General features: G+C 72.8%; 22 protein-coding genes. 8 read left to right on the plus strand and 14 right to left on the minus strand.

Going from position 1 to position 23,004, the window contains the following annotated elements:
- Positions 1–36 precede the first annotated feature (36 nt).
- Positions 37–2,253: a PAS domain S-box protein gene (locus ACQEVZ_RS13495; protein WP_433366031.1), complete on the minus strand. Its 2,217-nt coding sequence runs from the start codon at positions 2,251–2,253 to the stop codon at positions 37–39.
- An 82-nt stretch (positions 2,254–2,335) separates the two neighbouring features.
- Between ACQEVZ_RS13495 and ACQEVZ_RS13500 the strand changes: the two genes are divergently transcribed.
- Complete coding sequence (locus ACQEVZ_RS13500; protein WP_344502429.1) at positions 2,336–3,118, plus strand: SAM-dependent methyltransferase; 783 nt, start codon at positions 2,336–2,338, stop codon at positions 3,116–3,118.
- Positions 3,115–4,074 (plus strand): RNA polymerase subunit sigma-70, encoded by a 960-nt coding sequence (locus tag ACQEVZ_RS13505; RefSeq protein ID WP_433366035.1) that lies wholly within the window; start codon positions 3,115–3,117, stop codon positions 4,072–4,074. The genes ACQEVZ_RS13500 and ACQEVZ_RS13505 overlap by 4 nt, the downstream gene beginning before the upstream one ends.
- Positions 4,075–4,092: 18 nt before the next feature.
- On the opposite strand, the gene ACQEVZ_RS13510 is transcribed toward ACQEVZ_RS13505, so the two are convergent.
- Positions 4,093–4,683 (minus strand): TetR/AcrR family transcriptional regulator, encoded by a 591-nt coding sequence (locus ACQEVZ_RS13510; RefSeq protein WP_433366038.1) that lies wholly within the window; start codon positions 4,681–4,683, stop codon positions 4,093–4,095.
- Between the two features lie 63 nt (positions 4,684–4,746).
- Here ACQEVZ_RS13510 and ACQEVZ_RS13515 point away from each other — a divergent pair, with 63 nt between their 5' ends.
- Positions 4,747–5,703 carry a hypothetical protein gene (locus ACQEVZ_RS13515; protein ID WP_433366041.1) on the plus strand — a complete coding sequence of 319 codons (957 nt, stop codon included), beginning with the start codon at positions 4,747–4,749 and terminating at the stop codon, positions 5,701–5,703.
- Here ACQEVZ_RS13515 and ACQEVZ_RS13520 read toward each other — a convergent pair.
- Positions 5,681–7,381, minus strand: coding sequence for a trypsin-like peptidase domain-containing protein (locus ACQEVZ_RS13520; protein ID WP_433366044.1), 1,701 nt, complete (start codon positions 7,379–7,381; stop codon positions 5,681–5,683). The two genes, ACQEVZ_RS13515 and ACQEVZ_RS13520, sit on opposite strands and share 23 nt — an antisense overlap.
- Before the next feature lie 92 nt (positions 7,382–7,473).
- Between ACQEVZ_RS13520 and tsaA the strand changes: the two genes are divergently transcribed.
- Positions 7,474–7,884 carry a tRNA (N6-threonylcarbamoyladenosine(37)-N6)-methyltransferase TrmO gene (gene tsaA / locus ACQEVZ_RS13525; RefSeq protein ID WP_433366047.1) on the plus strand — a complete coding sequence of 137 codons (411 nt, stop codon included), beginning with the start codon at positions 7,474–7,476 and terminating at the stop codon, positions 7,882–7,884.
- A gap of 67 nt (positions 7,885–7,951) precedes the next feature.
- Here the strand turns inward: tsaA and ACQEVZ_RS13530 are convergent, their stop codons facing one another.
- From ACQEVZ_RS13530 to ACQEVZ_RS13555, 6 genes are all read right to left on the minus strand, one after another.
- Positions 7,952–8,848 carry a lysostaphin resistance A-like protein gene (locus tag ACQEVZ_RS13530; protein WP_433366050.1) on the minus strand — a complete coding sequence of 299 codons (897 nt, stop codon included), beginning with the start codon at positions 8,846–8,848 and terminating at the stop codon, positions 7,952–7,954.
- An 11-nt stretch (positions 8,849–8,859) separates the two neighbouring features.
- Positions 8,860–9,396: a PadR family transcriptional regulator gene (locus ACQEVZ_RS13535; protein ID WP_344502437.1), complete on the minus strand. Its 537-nt coding sequence runs from the start codon at positions 9,394–9,396 to the stop codon at positions 8,860–8,862.
- A 113-nt stretch (positions 9,397–9,509) separates the two neighbouring features.
- Positions 9,510–10,781 carry a class I SAM-dependent methyltransferase gene (locus ACQEVZ_RS13540; RefSeq protein WP_433366054.1) on the minus strand — a complete coding sequence of 424 codons (1,272 nt, stop codon included), beginning with the start codon at positions 10,779–10,781 and terminating at the stop codon, positions 9,510–9,512.
- Between the two features lie 44 nt (positions 10,782–10,825).
- Positions 10,826–12,193: an FAD-binding oxidoreductase gene (locus ACQEVZ_RS13545; protein WP_433376745.1), complete on the minus strand. Its 1,368-nt coding sequence runs from the start codon at positions 12,191–12,193 to the stop codon at positions 10,826–10,828.
- Positions 12,194–12,353: 160 nt separating this feature from the next.
- Complete coding sequence (locus tag ACQEVZ_RS13550; RefSeq protein ID WP_433366057.1) at positions 12,354–13,694, minus strand: condensation domain-containing protein; 1,341 nt, start codon at positions 13,692–13,694, stop codon at positions 12,354–12,356.
- 54 nt (positions 13,695–13,748) lie between these two features.
- Complete coding sequence (locus ACQEVZ_RS13555; RefSeq protein ID WP_433366060.1) at positions 13,749–14,303, minus strand: TetR/AcrR family transcriptional regulator; 555 nt, start codon at positions 14,301–14,303, stop codon at positions 13,749–13,751.
- Positions 14,304–14,385: 82 nt separating this feature from the next.
- On the opposite strand from ACQEVZ_RS13555, the gene ACQEVZ_RS13560 reads away from it, so the two are divergent.
- Together ACQEVZ_RS13560 and ACQEVZ_RS13565 are read left to right on the plus strand one after the other, a co-directional pair.
- Complete coding sequence (locus ACQEVZ_RS13560) at positions 14,386–15,651, plus strand: aldo/keto reductase (protein WP_433366063.1); 1,266 nt, start codon at positions 14,386–14,388, stop codon at positions 15,649–15,651.
- 12 nt (positions 15,652–15,663) lie between these two features.
- Entirely contained in the window at positions 15,664–16,335 is a 672-nt protein-coding gene (locus ACQEVZ_RS13565; protein ID WP_354904055.1) for a class I SAM-dependent methyltransferase family protein, read from the plus strand.
- Here the strand turns inward: ACQEVZ_RS13565 and ACQEVZ_RS13570 are convergent.
- Entirely contained in the window at positions 16,322–17,023 is a 702-nt protein-coding gene (locus tag ACQEVZ_RS13570; protein ID WP_433366067.1) for an SRPBCC family protein, read from the minus strand. The two genes, ACQEVZ_RS13565 and ACQEVZ_RS13570, sit on opposite strands and share 14 nt — an antisense overlap.
- A gap of 172 nt (positions 17,024–17,195) precedes the next feature.
- On the opposite strand from ACQEVZ_RS13570, the gene ACQEVZ_RS13575 reads away from it, so the two are divergent.
- Entirely contained in the window at positions 17,196–18,284 is a 1,089-nt protein-coding gene (locus ACQEVZ_RS13575; protein ID WP_344502444.1) for a hypothetical protein, read from the plus strand.
- Positions 18,285–18,300: 16 nt separating this feature from the next.
- On the opposite strand, the gene ACQEVZ_RS13580 is transcribed toward ACQEVZ_RS13575, so the two are convergent.
- Entirely contained in the window at positions 18,301–18,867 is a 567-nt protein-coding gene (locus ACQEVZ_RS13580) for a TetR/AcrR family transcriptional regulator (protein ID WP_344502445.1), read from the minus strand.
- 80 nt (positions 18,868–18,947) lie between these two features.
- On the opposite strand from ACQEVZ_RS13580, the gene ACQEVZ_RS13585 reads away from it, so the two are divergent.
- On the plus strand, positions 18,948–19,565 hold the full coding sequence (locus ACQEVZ_RS13585; RefSeq protein ID WP_433366071.1) for an NAD(P)-dependent oxidoreductase: 618 nt from the start codon (positions 18,948–18,950) through the stop codon (positions 19,563–19,565).
- A gap of 351 nt (positions 19,566–19,916) precedes the next feature.
- On the opposite strand, the gene ACQEVZ_RS13590 is transcribed toward ACQEVZ_RS13585, so the two are convergent.
- The 3 genes from ACQEVZ_RS13590 to ACQEVZ_RS13600 form a co-directional block, all read right to left on the minus strand.
- Complete coding sequence (locus ACQEVZ_RS13590; protein ID WP_433366074.1) at positions 19,917–21,686, minus strand: ABC transporter substrate-binding protein; 1,770 nt, start codon at positions 21,684–21,686, stop codon at positions 19,917–19,919.
- Between the two features lie 281 nt (positions 21,687–21,967).
- Entirely contained in the window at positions 21,968–22,378 is a 411-nt protein-coding gene (locus tag ACQEVZ_RS13595; protein ID WP_344502448.1) for an RpiB/LacA/LacB family sugar-phosphate isomerase, read from the minus strand.
- Positions 22,379–22,395: 17 nt separating this feature from the next.
- On the minus strand, positions 22,396–22,986 hold the full coding sequence (locus tag ACQEVZ_RS13600; RefSeq protein ID WP_433366077.1) for a hypothetical protein: 591 nt from the start codon (positions 22,984–22,986) through the stop codon (positions 22,396–22,398).
- Positions 22,987–23,004: the final 18 nt, after the last annotated feature.

Here is a 23,004-nt window from a genome sequence, read left to right on the forward strand (position 1 = left end):
ACGGCGCCCACCACGAATCGACAGGCCGGCCGAAAATCATGGAGTGAGTTGTCCGGCCACGGCGGCGAGGAGGTCGGCGCCGGTGAAGGGCTTCTCGACCAGGTGGACGCCGGGGTCGAGGATGCCGTTGCTGGTGAGGACGGGCTGGGCGTAGCCGGACATGAACAGCACCCTGGTCTCGGGGCGCTGCCGGCGGAGGCGTTCGGCGAGGACGCGGCCGAGCATGCCGGGCATGACGACGTCGCTGAGCAGGAGATGGATGGGGCCCTCGTGGGCGGCGGCGACCTCGAGCGCGTCGGCGCCGTCGGAGGCGGCGAGCACGGTGTACCCGCCGCGGCCGAGGATGCGGGTGGTCACCTCGCGCAGCGCCTCCTCGTCCTCGGCGACGAGCACCGTCTGGCCCTGGCCGGCGGGACTGCCGGCGCAGGGCTGCTCGCCGGCGTCGAGCGGCTCGGCGTCGCTGGCGGGCAGCAGGATGGTGATGGTCGTGCCGAGGCCCGGTTCGGAGTACAGGCGGACGGTGCCGCCGGCCTGCACGACGATCCCGTAGACGGTGGCCAGGCCCAGGCCGGTCCCGGCGCCGCTGGGCTTGGTCGTGAAGAAGGGCTCGAACGCCTTGTCCTGCACGTCGCGGGGCATGCCGGTGCCGGTGTCGGAGACGCGGAGCCGCACGTACAGGCCGGGCTTGAAGCCGTCGCGGGTCAGCGAGTGATCGCCGTCGACGGTGACGGTGCCGGTGTCGATGGTGAGCCGGCCGCCCTCGGGCATGGCGTCGCGGGCGTTGACGGCGAGGTTGACCAGGACCTGCTCCAGCTGGCCGGGGTCGGCGACGACGGCGGGGAGGTGGTCGGACAGGGCGGTGCCGAGCTCGATGTGCTCGCCGATGGAGCGGGTCAGCATCTGCTCGATCTCGGCGATGACCCGGTTGACGTCCAGCGGCACCGGCCGGATCACCTCCCGCCGGGCGAAGGCCAGCAGCTGGTGGGTGAGCTCGCTGCCGCGCTGGCCGGCCCGCAGGATCTGCTTCGCGTCCTCCTCGAACGGAGTGCCGGCGCCGTCCTCGACGATGAACTCGGCGTAGTTGAGGATGACGGCGAGCAGGTTGTTGAAGTCGTGCGCGACACCGCCGGCGAGCTGCCCGAGGCTCTCCAGGCGCTGGGTGCGCTGCAGGCGGACCTCGTCCATCTGCCGGTCGGCCTCGGCCCGGAGGCGCTCCTGCTCGGCGCGGGCGGCGATCTGCTCGGTGACGTCGCGGATGCCGGCGAGCGTGATGACGCCCTCGTCGGTGGGCAGGACGCTGCGGGTGATGTCGACGGGCACGAGGGTGCCGTCGCGGCGGCGGGCGACCGGGCCGGCCCAGCCGTCGGCGCGCTCCCCCTCCGGCAGCAGGCGGGTGACCGGCACGTCGAGCATGTCGTAGCGGGGCTGGCCGAACAACCGCTCCGCCTGGGTGTTGACCAGGGCGACCCGGTCGCGCTCGTCGACGCCGATGAGCGCGTCGGGGCCCGCGTCGATGACCGCCTGCATCTGGGCCTCGGCGCGTTCGCGCTCGCTGATGTCGCGGGTGGTGGTGGTGACGCCGATGGTGCGGCCGTCGCCCGCCTCGAGGGGCGACACGAGCATCGACACGGTGAAGAGCGAGCCGTCGGCGCGCAGCCGCAGCGTCCGGTACGGGTCGACGCGCCCGCCGGCGGCGACGATCGAGCGGATCTCGGCCTCGTCGGCCTGGCGCGCCGGCGGGATGATGAGGTCCTTCGACCGGCCGAGCATCTGCCCGGCGGTGTAGCCGTAGAGCCGCTCGGCGCCCGGGTTCCAGGACAGGATGATGCCGTCGAGGTTGGTGGAGACGATCGCGTCGTGCGACGACTGGACGATCGAGGCGAGCAGCGACCGGGCCCGGTCCACGCCGGTCGCGGCGCTGAGATCGTGCAGGACGGCGAAGATGTGGCCCTCGACGACGGAGAGGACGACCTCGGCCGAGAACTGGGTGCCGTCGTGACGGACCGCCCGCAGCGGCTGCCCCTGGCGGCGGTCGGGTTGGACGGCCCCGAGGTACGCGCGGACCCGCTCGGTCATCGTCGGCGTGGCGGGCGGCACGAGCACGTCGACGGAGGCACCGACCAGGTCGTCGGTGCCGAACATCGCCCGGGCGGCGGCGTTGGCGAACACGATCCAGCCGTCGCCGTCGGCCACCACGATCGCGTCGGGCGCCACTTCGAGCAGGCCGCTGGCGAGCGTTTCCGTCCATCGCACCTGACCGCCCCCGCACCTCCGCGTATCCACTCAGAGTAAGGTGATCAAAACAGACAGTAGGCGAGATTCGGAAAGCAGCGACATGAGCGTAGACCCGAACCGGCCTAGCGCGGCCCGCATCTATGACCACTTTCTCGGTGGGACGCACAACTTCGCCGTCGATCGGGAGGTCGCCGAGCGGGCGTACGCGCTGGTCCCGGACCTGCCGCAGGTCGCGCGGGACAACCGGGCGTTCCTGCGCCGGGTGGTGCGGCTCGCCGCGGCCCGCGGGGTGCGGCAGTTCATCGACATCGGCTCCGGCATCCCGACCGAAGGCAACGTGCACGAGGCCGCCCGCGCCGCCGACCCCGGCGCCCGGGTCGTCTACGTCGACGCCGACCCGACCGCGGTGATCCACTCCCGGCAGATCCTCGGCGACGACCCGCTGACCGTGGTGCTGCAGGCCGACCTGCACCAGGCCGGCCGGATCCTCGACGACCCGGCGGTGCGGGCGCTGGTCGACTTCGGCGAGCCGGTCTGCCTATTGTTGGTCGCGATGCTGCACTTCATCCCGGACTCGGCGGACCTGCACGCGGCGCTGCGCCGCTACCGGGACGCCGCCGCCCCGGGCAGCCTCCTCGCGATCACGCACGGCACCGCCGGGTCGCGCACCGACCGGCTCGAGGCCCTCGCCGACCTGTACGTGCGGACCGGCACACCGCTGGTGCTGCGCGACCGCGCCGCGATCCTCGCCCTGTTCGAGGGCTGGGAGCTGGTCGAGCCCGGCCTGGTCCACCTGCCGGCGTGGCGCCCCGACCCGGGCGACCCGCCGGTCGCGGACCCGGAGGCGTATGCCGGCCTCGGCGCCGTCGGCGTCCGGACGTGATCACCGGCCACATCACGGGCGCGGACCTCGACGCGCACCGGGTGGAGCTCACCGGGTACTGCTACCGCATGCTGGGCTCGCCCTTCGACGCGGAGGACGCGGTGCAGGAGACCATGCTGCGGGCCTGGCGCGCCGCCGGCAGGTTCGACGAGCGGCGGGCGACCCTGCGGACGTGGCTGTACTCGATCGCCACCAACGTGTGCCTGGACGTGCTGCGCGCCGCCGGCCGCCGCGCGCTCGCCGCCGACCTGGCGCCCGCGGCCGCGCCCGGCTCCGGGTTCGGCGCGCCGCTGCCGGAGTCCGCGTTCGTCTCCCCCGTCCCGGACGCCAGGGTGCTGCCCGCCGCCGACCCCGCCGAGCTCGCCGTGCGGCGCGAGACGATCCGGCTCGCGTTCGTGGCGGCCCTGCAGGTCCTGCCGCCGAAGCAGCGCGCGGTGCTCATCCTGCGCGACGTTCTGGCCTGGTCCGCGGCGGAGGTCGCGACGTTGCTGGACTCGACGGTGCCGGCGGTGAACAGCGCCCTGCAGCGCGCGCGGGCCGCGCTGCCGTCCGTCCCGCACCAGCGGCAGCCGGCGGGGCAGCTGGATCAGCGGCTGCTGGACCGGTACGTGCACGCGTTCACCAACCACGACGTCGACGCGCTCGTGTCGCTGCTGCACGAGGACGCGACGATGTCGATGCCGCCGTTCTCGTGGTGGCTGTCGGGCCGGGACGCGATCGCGGCGACGATGCGCGCCTCCGACGCGTGCCGCGGCGACGTGCTGATCCAGGTGCGGGCCAACGGCGGGCCGGCGTTCGGCCAGTACCGCGACGGCCGCCCCTTCGCCCTGCTGCTGCTCACCGGCGGCCCGCTGATCACGTCGTCGGTCGCGTTCCTCGGCCGCGCGGACCTGTTCCCGCTCTTCGACCTGCCGGCCGGCGCCGTCGCCTCCGCTGCCCCGCGGCAACGGCACTAGCCAAGCGCTGCGGGCCACTCACGCAAGCTTCGACAGGGCCTCGTAGGCGGTCTCCGCCTCGGCCCGCACCTCGGCGCGCACCGCCTCAGGGTCGGCGCCGGCCCGGATCCGGTCGCGGATCTGGGCGTGCAGGGCCCGGTCGACGCCGGCGAGCACGGCCGCCCGCCAGCGCGATCCGCCCAGCGCCCCACCCAGCGCCTCGGCCAGGGCCTCCTCCGCCAGCTGCGCCAGCAGCCGCGCCCGGGCCTGCAGCGCCGGCGAGTCCTCGACGACCTGCCAGAACGCCCCCGCGTCCGGCGACAGGCCGAGCGTCGGCTCGCCCCGGTCGAGCTCCTCCAGGAACAGCCGCCGGACGGCGCCGACCGGCGACTCGTGCGGGGCGCGGTCCCGCACCGCCGCCGCCAACCGCTGCACGACCTGCTCCTGCCGGTCGAAGAAGAGGTCCTCCTTGGTCGGGAAGTAGTTGAAGGCGGTGTTCACCGACACGCGGGCCGCCTCGGCCACCTCCGCGACCGTCACCCGGTCGAACCCCCTGGCCAGGAACAACGCGAGAGCCGCGTCCGCGATCGCGGTCCTGGTCGCCGCCTTCTTCTCCGCCCGCAACGCCATGACCGGAATTCTAGCGTCACTTCAAATTTGGTGTGACACCAATTTTCGCCGTACGGTGGCGGCATGTTGAACTTCGGGATCTACCCGGGCGGCCTCGGCGCCGACATGGACGGCGTCGTCACCCCCGGCCCGCCGGAGGACGCGGCGCGCATCGACGAGCGGCTCGACGAGCTGCGCCCGCACCTCGTCCGCGGCTACGTGCACTACAGCGACGCCCTCGGCGGCCACCAGGAGGCGCCGCCGCGCCCCGCCCGGCACGCGACCGGCGGGCGGCGGCTCGACCTGGTCGCCTGCTTCCGCGAGCCCGGCGACGACCTCGGCGGCTGGCTGGCGTTCCTGCGCGGGCTGGTCCGCGCGCACGGCGACGTCCTCGCGACGCTGCAGGTCGGCGAGGAGGCCAACCACGACGGCCCGGGCGGCGACGGCGGGTCCCCGCACGCGCAGCGGGCGGTCGTGGAGGGCGTCCTCGCCGCCCGCGACGAGGTGGACCGGCTCGGGCTCGACGTGCTGGTCGGCTGCAACTCCACGCCGGTCTTCGACCCCGCGCAGGAGTTCTGGACCGGCCTGGGGCGGCTCGGCGGCGGCGAGTTCCGCGACGCGCTCGGCTACGTGGGCCTGGACTTCTTTCCTGACGTGTTCCGTCCTGTACCGGCGGACGCCTTCACCGACGCGGTGACGGCCGTGCTGCGGGGGTTCCGGGACGTCAGCCTCGCCGCCGCGGGCATCCCGGCCACGGTCCCGGTCCACGTGACGGAGCACGGCTGGGCGACGGGCGCCGGCCGGTCGTACGAGCGCCAGGCCGACGTGCTGGAGACCGTCGTGCGAACCGTGGAGGGGCTGGCCGTGCCGCTGAACATCACGACATACGAGCACTTCTCGCTGCGCGACGCCGACTCGGCCAACCCCTCCATGATGTTCCAGTTCGGGCTCGTGCGCTCGGACTACACGCCGAAGCCCGCCTTCGAGCGGTTCCGGGCGCTGATCGCCGGGCGGACGGTCACGGCGACTCGCCCAGGGTGACGGTGAGCTGCTGCTCGGCGCCGTCGCGCTTGACGGTCATCTTGAGCTGATCGCCGGCCTTGGCGGCCTGGATGGCGTTGATGAGGTCGGTCGCGTCCTTGATCTGCGTGCTGCCGATCTTCGTCACGATGTCGCCGGTCTTCATGCCGGCCTTGTCCGCCGGGCCCGCGGCCACGACGCCACCGATCAGGGCGCCGCCGTCGCCGTCGCCGAGCTGCACGCCGAGGTAAGGGTGGCTGACCTTCCCGCCCTTCGCGAGCTGGTCGGCGGCGGAGCGGGCCCGGTTGACGGAGATCGCGAAGCCGACGCCGATGTTGCCGTTGCTGTTCTCGCCGGCGGTGAGGATCGCGGTGTTGATGCCGACGACCTCGCCGGCCAGGTTGACCAGCGCGCCGCCGGAGTTGCCGGGGTTGATCGCCGCGTCGGTCTGGATCGCGTCGGCGATCGACTTCGCGCCCTGCTCGCCCGAGCTGATCGTGCGGTGCAGCGCGCTGACGATGCCGGCGGTCACCGACCCCTGCAGGCCGAGCGGGCTGCCGACGGCGAGGACCGTGTCACCGACCCGGAGGGCGTCGCTGTCGCCGAACTTCGCGGCCGTCAGCCCCGACACGTTCTGCGCCTTGATGACCGCGATGTCGCCGGCCGGGTCCGTGCCGACGACGGTGGCGGTGGCGGTCTTGCCCGTGCTGAACGTGACGGTCAGCTTGGTCGCGCCGGCCACCACGTGGTTGTTGGTGATGATGGTGCCGTCGGTGCTCATGATGACGCCGGACCCCTCGCCCTCGCCGGTCGTGATGTCCACGACGCTGGGCAGGACCGCCTCGGCGACGGCACCGACGGAGCCGCGCTCGAGGTTGGGGGCGGCGTTGCGGGTGATGACGGTGGTGGGCTCGGCGCTGTCGCCGGCGAACTTGGTCGCGACCAGCCCGCCGCCGAACGCCGACACGACCGCGATGACCACGCCCGCCACGATCAGGCCGGCGACCCGTCCCCCGCGCACCGGCTGCTGCGGCCCGTACGCGGGCTGACCCGAGGCGGGATGACCGGACACCGGGTAGCCCGAGACCGGGTAGCCGGAGACCGGCTGGCTGCCGTACCCGGGATGGCCGTTGTGGGGCTGCTGGCCGGGCGCGGTGACCGCGGGGAACGCCGCCGTGGACGAGCCGATCCCGGGCGACCCACCGGCCGGGAACGCGCCCGTCTGCTGCGCCGGCCACGTCTGCGCGCCCGGCGCCGGGTGACTCTGCAACGGCGCCGTCTGCTGCGGATGCCCCGGCAACGGCGCCGTCTGCTGCGGGTAACCCGGCAATGGCGCCGCGTGCTGCGAGTGCCCCGGCAACGGCGCCGCGTGCGCTCCGGCGGCGTGCTGCGGGTGGCTCGGCAGCGGTGTCGTGTGTGCCCCCGCGGCGGGCTGGCCGACCGACGGCGGGAAGGGACCCGCCGGCACCTGCCCGGACGCCCCCGTGCGCGGCTCGCCCCCGACCGGCCTGGCCCAGATCGGCTCCGGCGGTGACGCCTGCGAGGACCCGGCGGGCGGCGACGACAGCGGCTCAGCGGCCCCGCCGGGCGGTGGGACGTCGGAGGCGCCCGGGGAGCCGTCCGCGCCCGGCGGCTGGCCGGGCGTCGCAGGGCGTGCTGCGGTGGGCGGTGCGCTCCACTGGCGGTCCTCGTCACTCATGATGTCCACCTTGCACACCACACCTCCGCCCAAACTGGACTTCGGCTGGGAACTCGCCGTGAGCCGTCCCCACTCGTGTACGGTCGACCGCCATGACCGGTTTCGTCGTCCACCCGATCGGCTGGGTGGAGTCGCCGCTGCGCGACCGCGCCGCCGCCCCGAGGCAGGGCGACGAGGGAGCCCCGGACGCCTGGCTCCGCTTCACCGACGCCGCCGCGCCGGGCCTGCGCGACCTGACCCCCGGCACCGAGGTCCTCCTGCTCACCTGGCTCGACCGCGCCGACCGCGCCACCCTGACCGTCCACCCGCGCGGCGACCTGACCCGCCCGGAGACCGGCGTCTTCAGCACCCGCTCCCCCGACCGCCCCAACCCGATCGGCCTGCACCGCGTCACGATCCTCGCCGTCGACGGCACCCGCGTCCACGTCGACGCCCTGGAGGCCCTCGACGGCACCCCGATCCTCGACGTCAAGCCGATCCTGGACGCCGTCGGCGACCGCTGACCCCGCCCGGAGACCCGTGGCCGGCCCGGCGCGCCCGGCGGGCCCACCGGATCGTCGCGTGTGGGGGCTACGGCCGCGCCGTGGCGAGCGTGGCCGGGGTGGGCTCCGACGGCGCCGGCGGGGCCGGGCGGCGGGCGACGAACAGCAGGCCGAGCGCGGCGAACAGCACCGTCACCACGATCGAGCTCGCGACCGGGGAGAACCAGGCGTCGGCGTGGCCGGTGAACTTCAGGTGGCCGTCGACCAGGAGCGGGGTCGCGATCGCGTTGGTCATGCTGTGCAGGACGACGCCGGGCCAGATGGAGCCAGTCCGGACGCGCAGCTCCCCGTACACCAGGGAAGCGGCGGTCAGACCGGCGAACATCAGCGCGACGAAGAGCGGCATCGACAGGGACGTCACCAGGCGCATGTCGGCGTCCGAGGTCCACACCAGGTAGAGCGGCAGGTGCCAGGCGGCCCACACGACGCCGACGAGCAGGTGCGGGGTGACCCGGCCGGGCAGGCCCAGCGCCATGGCCGTGCGGGTGCCGTACCCCCGGAAGATGAACTCCTCGATCGGGTTCTTCACCACCTGGACGGCGAGCACGGTCAGGAACGCGGCCAGGAGCGGATCGCCGCCGGTCAGCGACAGCGTCACCCCGCCGGCGGCGAGCCCGGCGCCGACCGTGACGACGGTGACCACGGGGTAGAGCGCGGTCGCCGCGCCGAACCAGCGGGCCCGGTGCGGGAAGCGCAGCGTGAGGCCGAGGCCGCCGGCGCCGTCGCGGGAGGCGAAGTACAGCACGAGCGCCGTCACGACCGGGCCGAGGATGAACAGCAGCATGCCGGTCGTGCCGCCGCTGTCGCTGAACGCGGCCTCGTTGGTGAGCGGGGTCCCGCTCGCGCGGTCGGCGGCGACGCCGAGCCACCCGGCGCCGACCACGGCTGCGGCGAAGAGGACGAAGTTGAGCCGGACACGAGTCATGGGTCCCCCTGCTACGGATCCTGGAGAGTTTCGAGGCATTCGCCGGCCCAGGCGGCGGCCGCCCGGGAGTGGTGGATCCCGGCGAGGATGGTCATCCGGATGTACGGGAAGTCGGGTGTGTCGCCCTCCTCGGCGGTGAGCCGGGCGAGCAGCTGCTCATACTCGGCGCGCTGCGCCTCGGCGGCGTCGCGGGCCCCTCGCAGCAGCTCCCGGCACCGCTCCCGGCCGAGGACGCGCCCGAAGAAGAGCCGCAGCAGCAGCCCGTTTCGCGGCGGGTTCTCCTGCACGGGCTCGTTCAGCAGCTCGATCAGCCGCGCCGTCCCGGAATCGGTGATGACGAACACCGACGAGCGAGCCCGGGTGCCGCCCCGGCGCTGCACGTGTCCCGCCTCCTCGAGGGCCTGCAGCGTCGGATAGATCTGCCCGAAGCTCTCGCTCCAGAAGTGCCCCAGCACGTCCCGGATCGCTTCCCGCAGCGCATACGCCGTCATCGGCTCGACGCTCAGCGCCCCCAGCACCGCCACCTGCGTCTGACTGGATCTGCTCATGACCACCCTCTTGTATCTGCCAGATATTTCTAACAGATACATTGAGCCGAAGACAAGCGGCACGCCTCCGGGGAGACGTGCCGCTCAGGTGCGATGCGGTGCGGTGCGGACGGTCAGGCGGTCCAGTCGGGCCGCAGCGGGTAGGAGGACTCGCCCAGGCGGGTGGTCTTCGTGCCGAGGATCTGGTGCAGCTGGATCTGGTTGCGCTCGAAGGCGAACCGGGAGCCCGCCATGTACAGGCCCCAGACGCGGGCGGTGCCGATGCCGACCTCGTCGACGCAGGCGTCCCAGTGCTCCACGAGGTTGCGGTTCCAGCCCGCGAGCGTGTGGGCGTAGTGCACCCGGAGGTTCTCCTCGTGCTGCACCTCGAAGGCCGCGTCGTGGACGGCGCTGACGAGCTTGCCGGGGCTGGCCAGCTCGCCGTCGGGGAAGACGTACCGGTCGATGAACGCGCCCGGCCGGTGCGAGGTGCGGTTGTCGGAGCGGGTGATGCAGTGGTTGAGCAGCCGGCCGCCGGGCTTGAGCCGGTCGCGCAGCGTCTTGAAGTACACCGGGTAGTTGCGCAGGCCGATGTGCTCGGTGAGGCCGATGGAGCTGACCGCGTCGAAGTGCTCCAGCGGCGCGTCGCGGTAGTCCAGGTGGCGGACCTCGGCGAGGTGGGACAGGCCCTCGCGCTCGATCGCCGCCTGCGCCCACGCGGCCTGCTCGCGCGACAGGGTCACGCCGAGGGCCTTGACGCCGTACTCGCGGGCGGCGTGACGGACCATGCCGCCCCAGCCGCAGCCGACGTCGAGCAGGCGCATCCCGGGTTTGAGCGAGAGCTTGCCGGCGACCAGGTCGTACTTGTTGGACTGGGCCTGCTCCAGGGTGTCGCTCGGCGAGCGGTACACCGCGCAGGTGTAGGTCATCGACGGGCCGAGGACCTTCTCGTAGAAGGCGTTGGAGACGTCGTAGTGGTGGTGGATGGCCTCGGCGTCGCGGCCGCGGCCGTGGCGCAGCCCCTGCAGGGTGCGCTTCCAGTTCGGCACGTGCTCCTGCGGCGGGGGCGGCACCGGGCGCAGCCGGTCCCAGCCGAGGCCGCGCACGAGCCGCAGCGCGTCGGCGGGTGACGGCATCCGCAGCTGGAGGCCGCCCTCGAGGGCCTTGAGCGCCTCGTACGGGTCGCCGGGGTGCACGCCGCGCAGCTCGAGGTCGCCGGACACGTAGGCGCGCGCCATGCCGAGGTCACCGGGGGCAGTGAGCAGGTAGGTGAGGCCGCGTTCGGAGGCGACGTGCAGGCCGATCGGCGCCGTGTCGGGCCCGACGGCGCTGCCGTCGTAGGCGGTGATGCGCACGGCCGGCTCGCCGCTGGTGACGGCGCGGACGATCTCCGCGACGGTGGGCATCGGCGGACGCTGCCGCGGCGCCGATGAACGCTTGTTGGTGATGGTCATCGTCGTCCTACTACCTTGTCGTAGAGGTCGGTCAGTCTGTGGCCGGGGTCGTAGCGGTCCTTGACGGCGCGGTACGCATCGGCACCGTAGAGCCGGTCGAAGGTCTCGCGGTCGTAGTACGCGTCGGAGTACAGCGACTTGTGGCCGCCGAGCTCGGACACCTTGTCCTCGATGGCCCGGTTGACATCGCCGTCGGCGGCGCCGGGCACGATGGGCACTGTTCCCCAGAAGCCGACGTTCACGTACGCCTCGCCCGCGTGCATCGGGTACAGGGGCCAGGCCGTCCCGGAGCGCAGCCGCAGCGGGCACAGCCAGATCGGTGCCATCGGCACGTTGCCGGCGAACCAGTCCAGGAACTTGCCGGTGAGCGCCAGGGGCAGCTCGACGTCCTGCACGACCCGCTCCCGGTCCGGGTTGCCCCGCAGCCGGTCGATCCTGGCCGCGACGCCGTAGCGGTTCTCCAGCCGCACGATGCGGTGGTAGACGTCGCTGCGGCGCAGCCTGGTGGGCCAGAGCCGGCGCAGCAGGGGCTGCTGCGCGCCGAACGCGGACGAGCACCAGAACCAGTCGGTGTCCCACCGCCACAGGTAGTCGTAGGCGGTGAGGTTGTCGGTCGCCTTGGCGCGCAGCGACTGGTAGTAGATCGACTGGCCGGTGTAGTCGCTGGTCGGTCCGGTGCCGCCGAACCGGCCGAGGACGAGGTAGGACTCCCCGGGCCGGAACACGACGCCGTCCATGACGTCGACGTCCACGCCGTCCCAGCTCCCGGTGCGCATGACCACGCCGACGGCCTCGAGGAGCTCCTCGACGTCGTCGAAGCGGACGTTGCGCAGCTCGACCTGCGGCGCGATGGGCTGCAGCTCGATGCGCAGCCGGGTGGCGTAGCCCAGGCTGCCCAGCGAGTTGGGAAACGCCGCGAACAGCTCGGCGTGCTCGTTGTCGGGTCGGGCGGTGACGATCTCACCGGTGCCGGTGAGGATGTCGAGCTCGATCACCGACTCGTGCGGCAGCCCGTGCCGCCAGGACGTGGCCTCGATGCCGAGGCCGGTGACGGCGCCGCCGAGCGTGATGGTGCGCAGCTGCGGCACGACCAGTGGCATCAGGCCGTGCGGCAGGGTGGCGTCGACGAGGTCCTCGTAGGTGCACATGCCCTGCACGTCGGCGGTGCGGGCGGCCGGGTCGATCTCGATGACCCCGTCGAGGCCGCTGACGTCCAGGCCGGCCGGGCCGGCCGCGGATCTCGGTCGGAACAGGTTCGATGTCTTCTTCGCCAGGCGGACCGGGCTGCCGTCCGGGACCGCAGCGTACGAGGCGCGCAGCACGGCCACCGCCCGCTCGTGCTCCGGTCTCCCCTTCGGGTTGATCCGTCTCACTCGATCACCTCCTTTCCTGTGAAGGTCCCCGTGACCTTGCACATTCCAGGTGCTCAAGAGTTGAAACTTGCACATTCGGCAAGATCATCAAACAGCAGGTGATCAACCTCACGGCACGCGCCGGTAACTTGACGCAGCGGTACTCATCCGCTCAGACGGACCGCAGCAGCAGCTCCTCGATGCCGCGCAGGTGGACCTCGACGGCGGCGGCGGGCAGCACCGTCGTGTCGGCGAAGAGGGTGAGGTCGAGGGTGCCGGGGACGGCGTTCACGTGCAGGAAGTAGCGGGCGCCGTAGTGCTCGACCCGCTCCCACTTCAGGGTGGTCGCCGGTCGCAGCGCCTCGATCGCCTCGGCGGTCACGGCCCCGCCGGCGGCGACCGGGGTCTGCGCGTCGAACCGGCGGTCGTTGAACGACACCGACAGGTCCACCTCGCCGCCGCGCGCCGCACCGACCGTGGCGAGCAGGTCGTCGAGGGCGGCCGGGTCGTACTGGGCGTGCAGGTAGGCCTGTAGCGACGCCTGCATCGCCCGTCCGATCACCGGCGCCAGGTCGTCGTCGCCGACGTCGATGACGCAGAGCCCGTCCTGCGACGCGGGGCCGACGGCGTCGGCGAGCCCGGGGCGGAACCGGTTGCTGACGATCACCTGCAGCACCGCCTCCCGGGCGCCGGTCTGCCGGGCGAGCTGGACGGCGGCCGCGGCGAGGATGACCGCGGAGGTGCTGACCTGGTGCCGGCCCGCGAGGAGAGGGACGGCGAGGTCGCCTGCGGGCGAGCTGAGCGTGGCGGCCCAGAACGGCGGCTCGTCCGCGGGCCGCTCGCGCTCGGCGGGGAACCGTTGCAGCGGCACGCTTTCCAGGTGCCGGCTCCAGTACCGCAGCGCCTTCTGGCTCTGCCGGCGGCCGGCCGCCGACTGCTGGTGCAGGGCCTGGTCGTAGGGCTGCCGGTCGTCGGCGTCCGCGAGAGGCTCTCCGCGCAGGCACAGCACGACGTCGCGGACGAGCGCGGTGAGCCCGCCGCGGTCGGTGACGAGGTGGCAGATGCCGAACACCGCGTGGGTGACGACGTCGCCGACCCGCACCGCGCCGGCCCGCAGCGGCCATTCGTGCGGGTAGTCGTACGCGGGCGCGGTCAGCCGCTCCTGCAGCGCCTTCGCCGCGGCGGGCGCGGTGTCCGCGGTGGCGTCGACGACGTGGACCTCGATCGTGCCGGCAGCGGCGAGGTCCTGCACCGGCGTGCCGTCGTCACCGGCGCGGACCCGGGTGCGCAGCGACTCGTGCCGCTCCATGACGGTGCGGACGGTGTCGGTGATCCGCGACAGCGGCGTGCCGACGGAGATGCCCTCGCCCTCGAGGTCGGTCACCCAGCTCATGTTGAGCACCGCGTCGTCGGGGACCATCCGCTGGATGGCCCGCCAGATCGCGACCTGTCCCCAGCTCAGCCCGCAGATCCCGCCCCGGCTGCCGCTGAACTCGACCAGCGTTGCTGTCATGCGTCGGAATTCAAGCGCGACGATTCCATTGACGTCAATACATGGCCGTCCCGACTATCGCGCGCGCAGCCCGTCGAAGATCAGGTCGAGGGTCCGGTCCCGCAGGGCGTCGTCCCACTGGTTGCGCTCGGCACCGAGGCAGGCCGCGCTCAGCAGGGCGAGCAGCTCGGGCATCCGCAGGTCCGCCCGTACGCCACCGGCCGCCTGCGCCCGCCGCAGCAGCGCCTCGATCGCGGCGCGCATGTCGCCGCCGATGCCGCCGAGCCCCTCCTTCGGGTCGAGGCCGGCGCCGGAGACCGCGTCCGCCAGGGCCTTCTTGCGGGCGGACACGTCGACGATGCGGGTGAGGAACGCGAAGAACGCCTCGACCGGGTCGGCGGCGGCGAGCAGCGGGCCGGCGGACTCGGCGAGGCGGCGCACCCGCTCCACGACGATGGCCTGCAGCAGGGCCTCGCGGGTCGGGAAGTGCCGGTAGATCGTGCCGAGGCCGACCCCGGCCCGCTCGGCGACGGCCCGCATCGACACGGCGAGGCCGTCCCTGGCCAGGACCTCCTCGGCCGCCTCCAGGACCCGCACCCGGTTGCGCTCGGCGTCGGCTCGCACGTACACCACCCGTCGTTGACAAACGGAACCACTGTTCCGTATCTTTCGGAACGCGCGTTCCGAATCTGCGATCATACGGGGGTCCGGCATGGGTCACGCAACGTTGGGCACCTCCGGGCTGCGGGTGTCCGCGGCCGCGCTCGGCACGATGAACTTCGGCACCGGCGGCGGCGTCCGGAGCTGTGACGAGCCGGAGGCCGCCCGGATCGTCGGCGCGTTCCTCGACGCCGGGCACAACCTGATCGACACCGCCGACGCCTACGCGGGCGGCGAGTCCGAGCGGATCGTCGGCCGGGCGATCCGCGGCCGCCGCGACGAGGTCGTGCTCGCCACCAAGGCCGGCATGCCACAAGGTCCGGGCCCGAACGACCGCGGACTGTCCCGGCGGCACCTGACCCGCGCCCTGGAGGCGAGCCTGCGCCGCCTCGGCACCGACCACGTCGACCTCTACCAGTGCCACCAGTGGGACGCCGGCACGCCGGTCGAGGAGACACTGTCCACGTTGGACGGCTTCGTGCGGGCCGGGAAGGTGCGGTACCTCGGCTGCTCGAACGTCACCGCCGCGCAGCTCACCGAGGCGCACTGGACCGCCCGGGCGCTGCGCGTGACGCCGTTCGTCAGCGTGCAGCCGGAGCTGTCGCTGATCGCCCGCGACGCCCTCGCGGAGCTCCTGCCGGCCGCCGCCGGGCTCGGCGTCGGGGCTCTCGTGTGGTCGCCGCTCGGCGGCGGCGTCCTCACCGGCCGCTACCGGGGCGGGACCGTCGAGGACGGCTCGAGGGTCGCACGGCTGCGGGACATGGGCACCGCGGCGGCGCGCGGCTGGGCCGAGGCGATGCTGCGGCCACGGTACGACTGGCAGGCCGGCCTCGCCGCCGCCGTGGCCACCGGACTCGGCACCACCCCGGTCGCCGTCGCCGTGGCGTGGGCGAGGCGCCAGCGCGGCGTCACGTCGGTCATCGTCGGCCCGCGCACCATCGCCCAGCTCGCGGACAACCTCGCCGGCTTCGACCTGGACCTGCCGGCGCCGGCGGTGGCCCGCCTCGACGATCCCGGCGACCCGGCGGACCTGGTGCGGCGGTACTTCGAGATGTGGCGCACCGGCGACGCGTCCACAGTGGACTCGCTGCTGGCGCCGGACTGGACCGACCACGGCCACCCGTCGGTGCGCACCCCCGCCGACGTCGCCGCCACCGTCGCCGCCACCGGCCGCGCCATCGACGTCGAGCTCGACACGGTCCTCAGCGACGGCGCCACCGTCACGGCCACCGGCCGGGTCGGCGACACCCCGCTCGCGTGGGTCTTCCGCACGGACGCCGGCCGGCTGGCCTCCCTGCGGACCTACCGCGGTCTGTAGTTCAATGGCCCGGTGAGCAGAGACTGGGTCGAGTGGCATGAGTTCTACACGACGCCCGGATCGTCGCTGGGCCGCCGCCTCGAGGTGGTCCGGCGGGACCTGCGCCGGGCGCTGAGCGCCGCGCCGGCGCCCGGTCCGGGCCGAAGCGGCGAAGCCCATCGGGCCGGACCGGGCGAGAGCGTGGACGGGACCCTGCGGATCGTCAGCATCTGCGCCGGCGACGGCCGCGACGTCCTGCCGGTCATCGCCGAGCACGACCGCAGGGTCAGCGCGCTGCTGGTGGAGCTCGACCCCACGCTCGCCGCCCGGGCCCGCGAGACCGCCGACGACCTGCTGCTGTCCGATGTGGACGTCCGCATGGCCGACGCGGGTGACGCCCGGACCTACGCCGGCGTCCAGCCCGCGCACATCCTGCTGACCTGCGGCGTCTTCGGCAACGTCGACGCGGCCGACGCGCGGCGCACCGTCGCCGCGCTGCCCGCACTGCTCGTCCCCGGCGGCATCGTCATCTGGACCCGGGCCGGCGACGCGAGCCTGGAGCTGCGGTCGCTGTTCGCCGAGCACGGGTTCACGGAGCTGTCCTTCACCGCCCCCGACGACGCCCCCTTCCGGGTCGGCATGCACCGGCTCGCCGGCCCGGTCCGCCCCGGCCCGCTCACCGGGCGGCTCTTCACGTTCCGGTGATCTCCGTGAGCCAGTCGCGCCAGGCCTTCTCGAGGGCGGCCGGGTCGGCGCCGCCGAAGTGGTGGACCGCGACCGCGTCGACGCCGCCGAACGCGGACCGGCCGAAGCAGCGGATCAGCGCGTCGCCGGTGCGGATGCCGACGAAGTGCCGGTGCCGGTAGTCCAGCACGCCCTGGACCCGCCCCACGTGCGGGAGGCTGAGGTCGACCGGGCCGCCCTCCGGGGTCGCGTCGGTGCCGAGCGCCGCCCGCACCGTGGCGAAACCGGCGTCGGCGGGGGCGTCGACCGTGACGTAGGTGACGGGCCGGCCGCGGAAGTGGAGCATGAACTGCCCGAACGTGTGCAGGTAGAAGTCGGTGTGCTGGCTGGCGCCGTCGTACTGCTGCTCCCAGTCGTCGACGAAGATGCCGCTGTGCACGTAGCGCCACGTCGACCCGCCGCCGGGCGCCGCCGCCACGACGTGCTCCAGCTGGTTGAACCAGCCGTCGGGCCCGTCCATGCGGCTCACGAGCCGGTGCGGCGGATCCCAGACCGTCACCGTGCCGCCGAACGCCGCGGCGCCGCCTTCGCGGTGCTCGTACTGCATCGGCCACAGCCAGCCCGCGGTGCCGTCGGCGAACCCGTCGAACACCGCGACCTGGTCCACCGGCAGCGCACCCTCGCGCACGATCTCGAACTCCCTGCCCATCCCCCGATCCTAGGTTTCCGGGCATTCACCCGGTGCGGACTCGCCCGGTCCGGCCCTTCACCGGACGCGGCCCCGCACCGTGCGGTTTCACCTGGTGCGGTCCCGCCTGGCGTGGGGCTTTCACCTGGGCCGGGCGAGTCGGCGCGCGGTCGCGGCGGGCGACGGTGGGCGCATGACGGTGAAGGATCTGGCCACCCTCACGCCGAGCGGCTACCCGGCGGTGTCCCTGCTGATGCCGACCCACCGCACGCCGCCCGCCAACCAGCAGGACCCGATCCGGCTGCGCAACCTCCTCACGGAGACCCGCCGCCGCCTGGAGGCCGACGAGGCGGTCCCGCACGACGTCGCCACCGCCGTGTACGACGAGATCGCGGAGGCCGCCGCGCACGTCGACCTGCGGCAGGTCGGTGAGGGGCTGGCGCTGTTCGCCTCGCCGGGACAGGTGCACGTCCGCCTCCTCGACACCCCCGTCAACGAGCGCGTCGTCGTCGCCGAGACCTACGAGATCCGCGACGTCGTCGCCGACGCGGCCCGCCGCCACCGGTACTGGGCGCTGGTCCTGTCCGAGCAGCCGACCCGCCTGTGGAGCGGCGACGGCGCCAACCTGGTGGAGGTGACGACGCACGGCTTCCCGTTCACGCACGAGGGCCCAGGCGGCGCGCTCGGCCTGCCCCGCGACTACGGCCAGCGGCCCAGCGCGCACCGCGACGAGCGGCACCGGCAGTTCTTCCGCGACATCGCCACCGCCCTCACCCAGGTCGACGCCCTCGACACGCGGCCCGTGTTCGTCCTGGGCGTGGACCGCTACCTGGCGTTCTTCGCCGAGGAGTGGCACGCCCAGATCGCCGGCACCGTCCCCGGCAACTACGACCGCTCCGGCCCGCACGAGCTGCACAAGGTGCTCGCCTCGCACCTCGCCGCCTACCACGCCTTCGAGCAGATCGCGGCGCTGGAGCACCTCGACGTCGCCCGCGGCGCGCACCGCGTCGCCGCCGGCCTGCCCGAGGTGTGGCAGCTGGCCCGCCAGGGCCGCGGCGCGCACCTGCTCGTCGAGGAGAGCTACCACAGCCCCGCCTGGATTCACGGCGACCACCTGCACCCCGCCGAGCAGCAGCCGAGCCAGGGCCCGGCCGGCACCCTCGTCGACGACGCCGTCGACGACGTGGTCGAGCTCGTCGCCCGCCAGTCCGGCGAGGTCACCTTCGTCGGCGACGGCAGCCTCGCCACCGACGGGCGCATCGCCCTGATCCTGCGCTACTGACAGGGCCCCGCCCGCGTCACAGCCGGAGCTGGGCGACGAACGCCGCGGCGGACTCGAGGTCGCCGCGGCGCTCGGCGAAGAAGCCGATGAAGGCGAGCTGGAAGCAGGCGCCGAGGAGCAGGCCGGCGACCGCCTCCAGGTCCGCGTCCGCGGAGACCCGGCCGAGCCGCTGCTCGGCGCGCAGGTAGTCGACGAGCCCGTCGTTGGCGCGGTGCGGGCCGAGGTTCTGGGCGCGGAGCTGGTCGCGGTGCGCGTTGAGGATCGCCGGGTCGGAGAATATCGACGTGAACATCGGCAGGCCGTCGCGGTAGAACCCGATCGCGACGGTGGCGAGCTCCGTGAGCGTGTCGCGGACCGTGCCCGTGCCCGCCCGCTCGGGCAGCGTGAGCAGCATCGGGATGAACTGCGGCCCGCGCTCGTGCAGCACCGCGACCATCAGGTCGACCTTGTCGCGGAAGTGCTTGTAGAGCGTCGCCTCGGAGTAGCCGGCCGCGCGGGCGATCTCCTTGGTGGTGGCGTTGGCCAGCCCCCGGCTCCGCAGCACCGACGCCGCCGCGTCCAGGATCACGTCTCGCGTGGCCAATCCCGCTCCTTGACAAGTTCGTGAGCACTCACCCACCATGATAGAGGTTAGTGAGTGCTCACTTACCAGGGAGGGCAGCCATGAAGCTGACCGTGTTCGGCGCGACGGGCGGGATCGGGCGACAGCTTCTCGAGCAGGGGCTGCGCCAGGGGCACGAGATGACCGCCGTCGTCCGCCGCGAGCTCGACCTGCCGGGCGTGACCGTGGTCAGGGCATCACTCGACGACGCGCCGGCTCTCGAGGCGGCGGTCGCCGGGCGCGACGCGGTGCTCTCCGCGCTCGGCCACCGCAAGGGCGGCCCCGTCACCGTCCAGGCCGACGGAGCCCGGGCCGCGGTCGCCGCGATGCGCGCCACGGGCGTGCGCCGGATCGTGTCCGTCGACGCCGACGGCCGCTTCACCGGCTCCGGCGACAGCTTCCTCATGCGCGCGGTGGCCAAGCGGGTCGTCCAGCGCGTCCTGCGGGACAACTTCGCCGACCTCGCCGAGGCGGAGCGCGTCCTGCGCGCCGGCGACCTCGACTGGACCCTGATCAGCCCGCCCCGCCTCACGGACGGCGGCCACCGTCCATACAGGACCGCGCTGGACCGCAGCCTCCGCGGCGGCCGGACCATCTCCCGCGCCGACGTCGCCGACGCCGTGCTCAGGTCCGCCGCCGACCCCACCCACGTCCACCACCGGGTCAGCGTCGCCTACTGAACCGCGCCGCGGCGCGCAACGCCTTCCGGAGTGCGGAAACACGACCTGCGGCCCGGACCCGGCGCGCACCGGAACCGGGCCGGACACCCGCGGCCGCCCCAAGGAGGCAAGGCGACCGCGAACGTCACCGCTCAACCGGGAAGTCCCTCGTCGACCCGGACACGGAGGTCGTGCATCCCGGATCAGGCGCGCACCGGATCCGGGCCGGACACCTACGGTCGCCCCCAAGAAGGCCAGGAGGCGTCGGGTGTCCCGCATGCCCAGGAGTCCCTCGTCAACCTGGGCAGCTCGCAGTGCCGGTCGCGGAGCCGGGTGCGGCTGGAGTGCCGCACCCGGTTCCGGCCGGGTCGGTCAGGAGACGCCGAGGCTGCCGAAGTCGACCTGGCCGTAGTACTGGCTGATGTAGACGTTCGTGAGGCGCGGGTTGCGGTAGTTGAGGGCCTTGTCGTAGGTGAACGGGACCAGGACGGCCTCGTCCATGACGATCTTGTTGATCTGGGACCAGATCTGGGCGGCCTTCTTCGCGTCGGGCTCGGCCTTGGCCTGGTCGATGAGGCTGTTGACCTCGGGGTTGTTGAGCTCGGGGTAGTTGTTGTTGCCGCTGGGCAGGATCAGGCGGCCGTCGACGAGCACCGCGAGGAAGCCGGAGGCGGTCGGGAAGTCGGCGCCCCAGCCGGCCATCATGAGGCCGTAGCCCTTGGCGTGCGTGTTGGACGGCGCGCCAATGGTGGAGCGGAAGTACAGCGAGGCGTCGGTCGGGTCGAGACGGGCGTTGATGCCGACGTTCTTCAGCGCGGCCTGCAGCGCCTCGGCCGTCTTCGGCTCCTTGCCGGCGTTACGGGTGGCGATGACCGTGTCGAAGCCGGTCGGCTTGCCACACGCGGCCAGCTCTTCCTTGGCCTTGTCGACCTGCGGCTTGCCCGACTTGGTGTTGAACGGGTCCAGCGCCGCGTCGTGACCCGCGATGTTCGGCGGGAGCATGTTGGTCGCGATGTCGCCGCCGGCGTCCGCGCCGCCGCGGGCGGTCTGCATGCTGATCTTGTCGGTGGCGTACTGCACGGCCTTGCGGCAGTGGATGTTGTCGAAGGGCGGGACCTTCGTGTTGATGGCGAAGTAGCGGATGAAGCCGGTGGTCGGCGCGTCCGCGTTCTTCTTCACCTCGGGGTTGAGCAGGATCTTCGGCTGCGAGCCCTGCTGGACGCCGGTCTGCGCGAGGTCGAGGTCGATGTCACCGGCGATCAGCTGGTTGTCGATCTCCTCGACGGCGATGCCGAAGGTGACCTCGATGCGGTCCGGCAGCGCCTTGCGGACCGAGTCGGTCTTCGGGTCCCACTGGTCGTTGCGGACGAGGACGGCCTTCTTGCCCTGGTCGTACGACTCGAACTTGTACGGGCCCGAGGAGACGGGACGGTTGCCGTACTGCTCGCCGTTGTCCTTGGCCTTCGGCACGGGGGCGGCGCCCGGCATCGCGAGCAGGTACGGGAAGTCGCTCAGCGGCTCCTTGAGCGTGAACACGATGGTCTTGTCGTCGGGGGTCTGCACCGACTTCAGGCCCAGCTTGTCGGGGTCGGTGTCCTTGTACGGGCCGGGGTACTTCTGGCCCTGGTCGAGCACGTCGACCAGGTAGGTCGGGCCGCCGGACAGGACGTCCTGCGCGAAGACGCGCTCGACGCCGTACTTGACGTCCTTCGACGTGATCGGCGTGCCGTCCTCGAACTTCAGCCCGTCGCGCAGGGTGAAGGTGTACTTCTTGCCGCCGTCCTCGATCTTCGGCAGTTCCGTGGCCAGGTCGGGGGTGAGCACGAGGCCGTCCTCACCGGGCTTGGCCTGGTTGGTCAGCAGGGTCCGGACGAAGAACCCCTTCATGAAGTTCCAGACGTTCGCGTAGTACGTCCGCACCGGATCGTACGAGTCGGGGCTGTCGTGGTTGGTGACCTTGAGCGTGCCGCCCTTCTTGTCCGAGGGGTTGACCACCCCGGTCAATGCGGCGTTGAAGCCCGCGGCACCTTTCTGACCGGCGCCCTTGCTGGTATCGTCGCTGCTTGGACCGCCTCCGCAGGCGGACAGCACGAGCGACGCGGTGACCGCTCCGGCCACCAGCGCACCTGTTCTGATATTCACGTGTGTTGAACCTTCCCGGATGCCACGACTGTGCGGTCGTGGAGGGTGTTTCGGCACACGGGCAGCACGCATCGCCAGGCGTCCACGATGGACCCTCTACTGTGGACGGGCACGGGCATGCACCGCGCCCACCATGTGGGTCGTCGAGTCGTCTGTACGGGGTTACGAACCTGCTCGCGTAACGGCGATGTGCGTCGCCGTTCATTGAGCAAAGACCTCGGGCACGGCGAAGCGGTTGCGGTGGGCCAGGTCACGCTTTGGTCAAGCAGCGCCGCGTCCGCTCAGTCGAGGAGCGCGATGTTCGCCGACTCCTCCGGGTCGGGGTCCTCGACGGCGAGAAACGCGGCGAGGACCTCGACCGCGACGTCGGGCGCGAGCCGCTTGAGGCTCATCGCGAGGACGTTGGCGTCGTTCCAGAGCCGGGCGCCCCGGGCGATCCACGGGTCCCAGGCGAGCGCGGCGCGGACGCCGGGCACCTTGTTGGCGGCGATCGCCGTGCCGGTGCCGGTCCAGCACATGACGACGCCGAGGTCGGCGCGGCCCTCGACGACGGCGCGGCCGACGGCGGTGCCGAGGTCGGGCCAGGGTGCGCCGGGCACGGCGACGTCCAGCACCTCGTGCTGCTGGGCGAGGTGCTGGACGACCGCCGTGGTGGTCTCGTTGGAGTCGTCTGCGGCGAAGGCGATACGCACGCCTTCAAACCTAACCGTCAGTCGTCCAGGTCGCCGCCCGATGAGCCGGCTTCCAGGGACGACATCATCGACTTGGCCGCGGTGACGAAGTCGGCGCGGACCTTGTCGGGGGTGAGCGTGGTGCCGGCCGGCGCGGTGATGTTCAGGCTGAGGTAGAGGTTGCCGTCGTACAGGTCGAGCTCGTACAGCAGGGCCTTGTCGGCGGTGGTGTACATCGCGAACGCCTTGGTGCCGATGCCGGACACGTCCGCGACGGTCGCGCCAGCCGCGACGCTGGCGTCGGCGGCCTTCTTCACCGAGTCGTAGTGGGTGCGCACGTCCGACTCCGTCGACGGCACGTCGATCATGACGGTCAGGGTGCCGGCCGCCTCGTACGTGACGACGCAGCCCGGGTAGGTGCGGCCGAACGCCTTGGTCTCCTTCGGTTTCTGGTCCTTGACGGTGCCGAACGAGGACAGGCCCTGGGCGGCGGAGACGGTCGCGCAGGCGTCGGCGGGCTTGGCGTAGGAGGTGGAGTCGGCAAAGAAGTACAGGGCCACGCCGCCGCCGCAACACAGCAGCAGCAGCGAGCCCGCGATGATTCCGAGGATGAGGAAGACTTTCTTCACGCGGTGATGCTGGTGTAC

This window comes from Dactylosporangium sp. CA-152071 (assembly GCF_050936335.1).
Taxonomy (GTDB): domain Bacteria; phylum Actinomycetota; class Actinomycetes; order Mycobacteriales; family Micromonosporaceae; genus Dactylosporangium; species Dactylosporangium maewongense.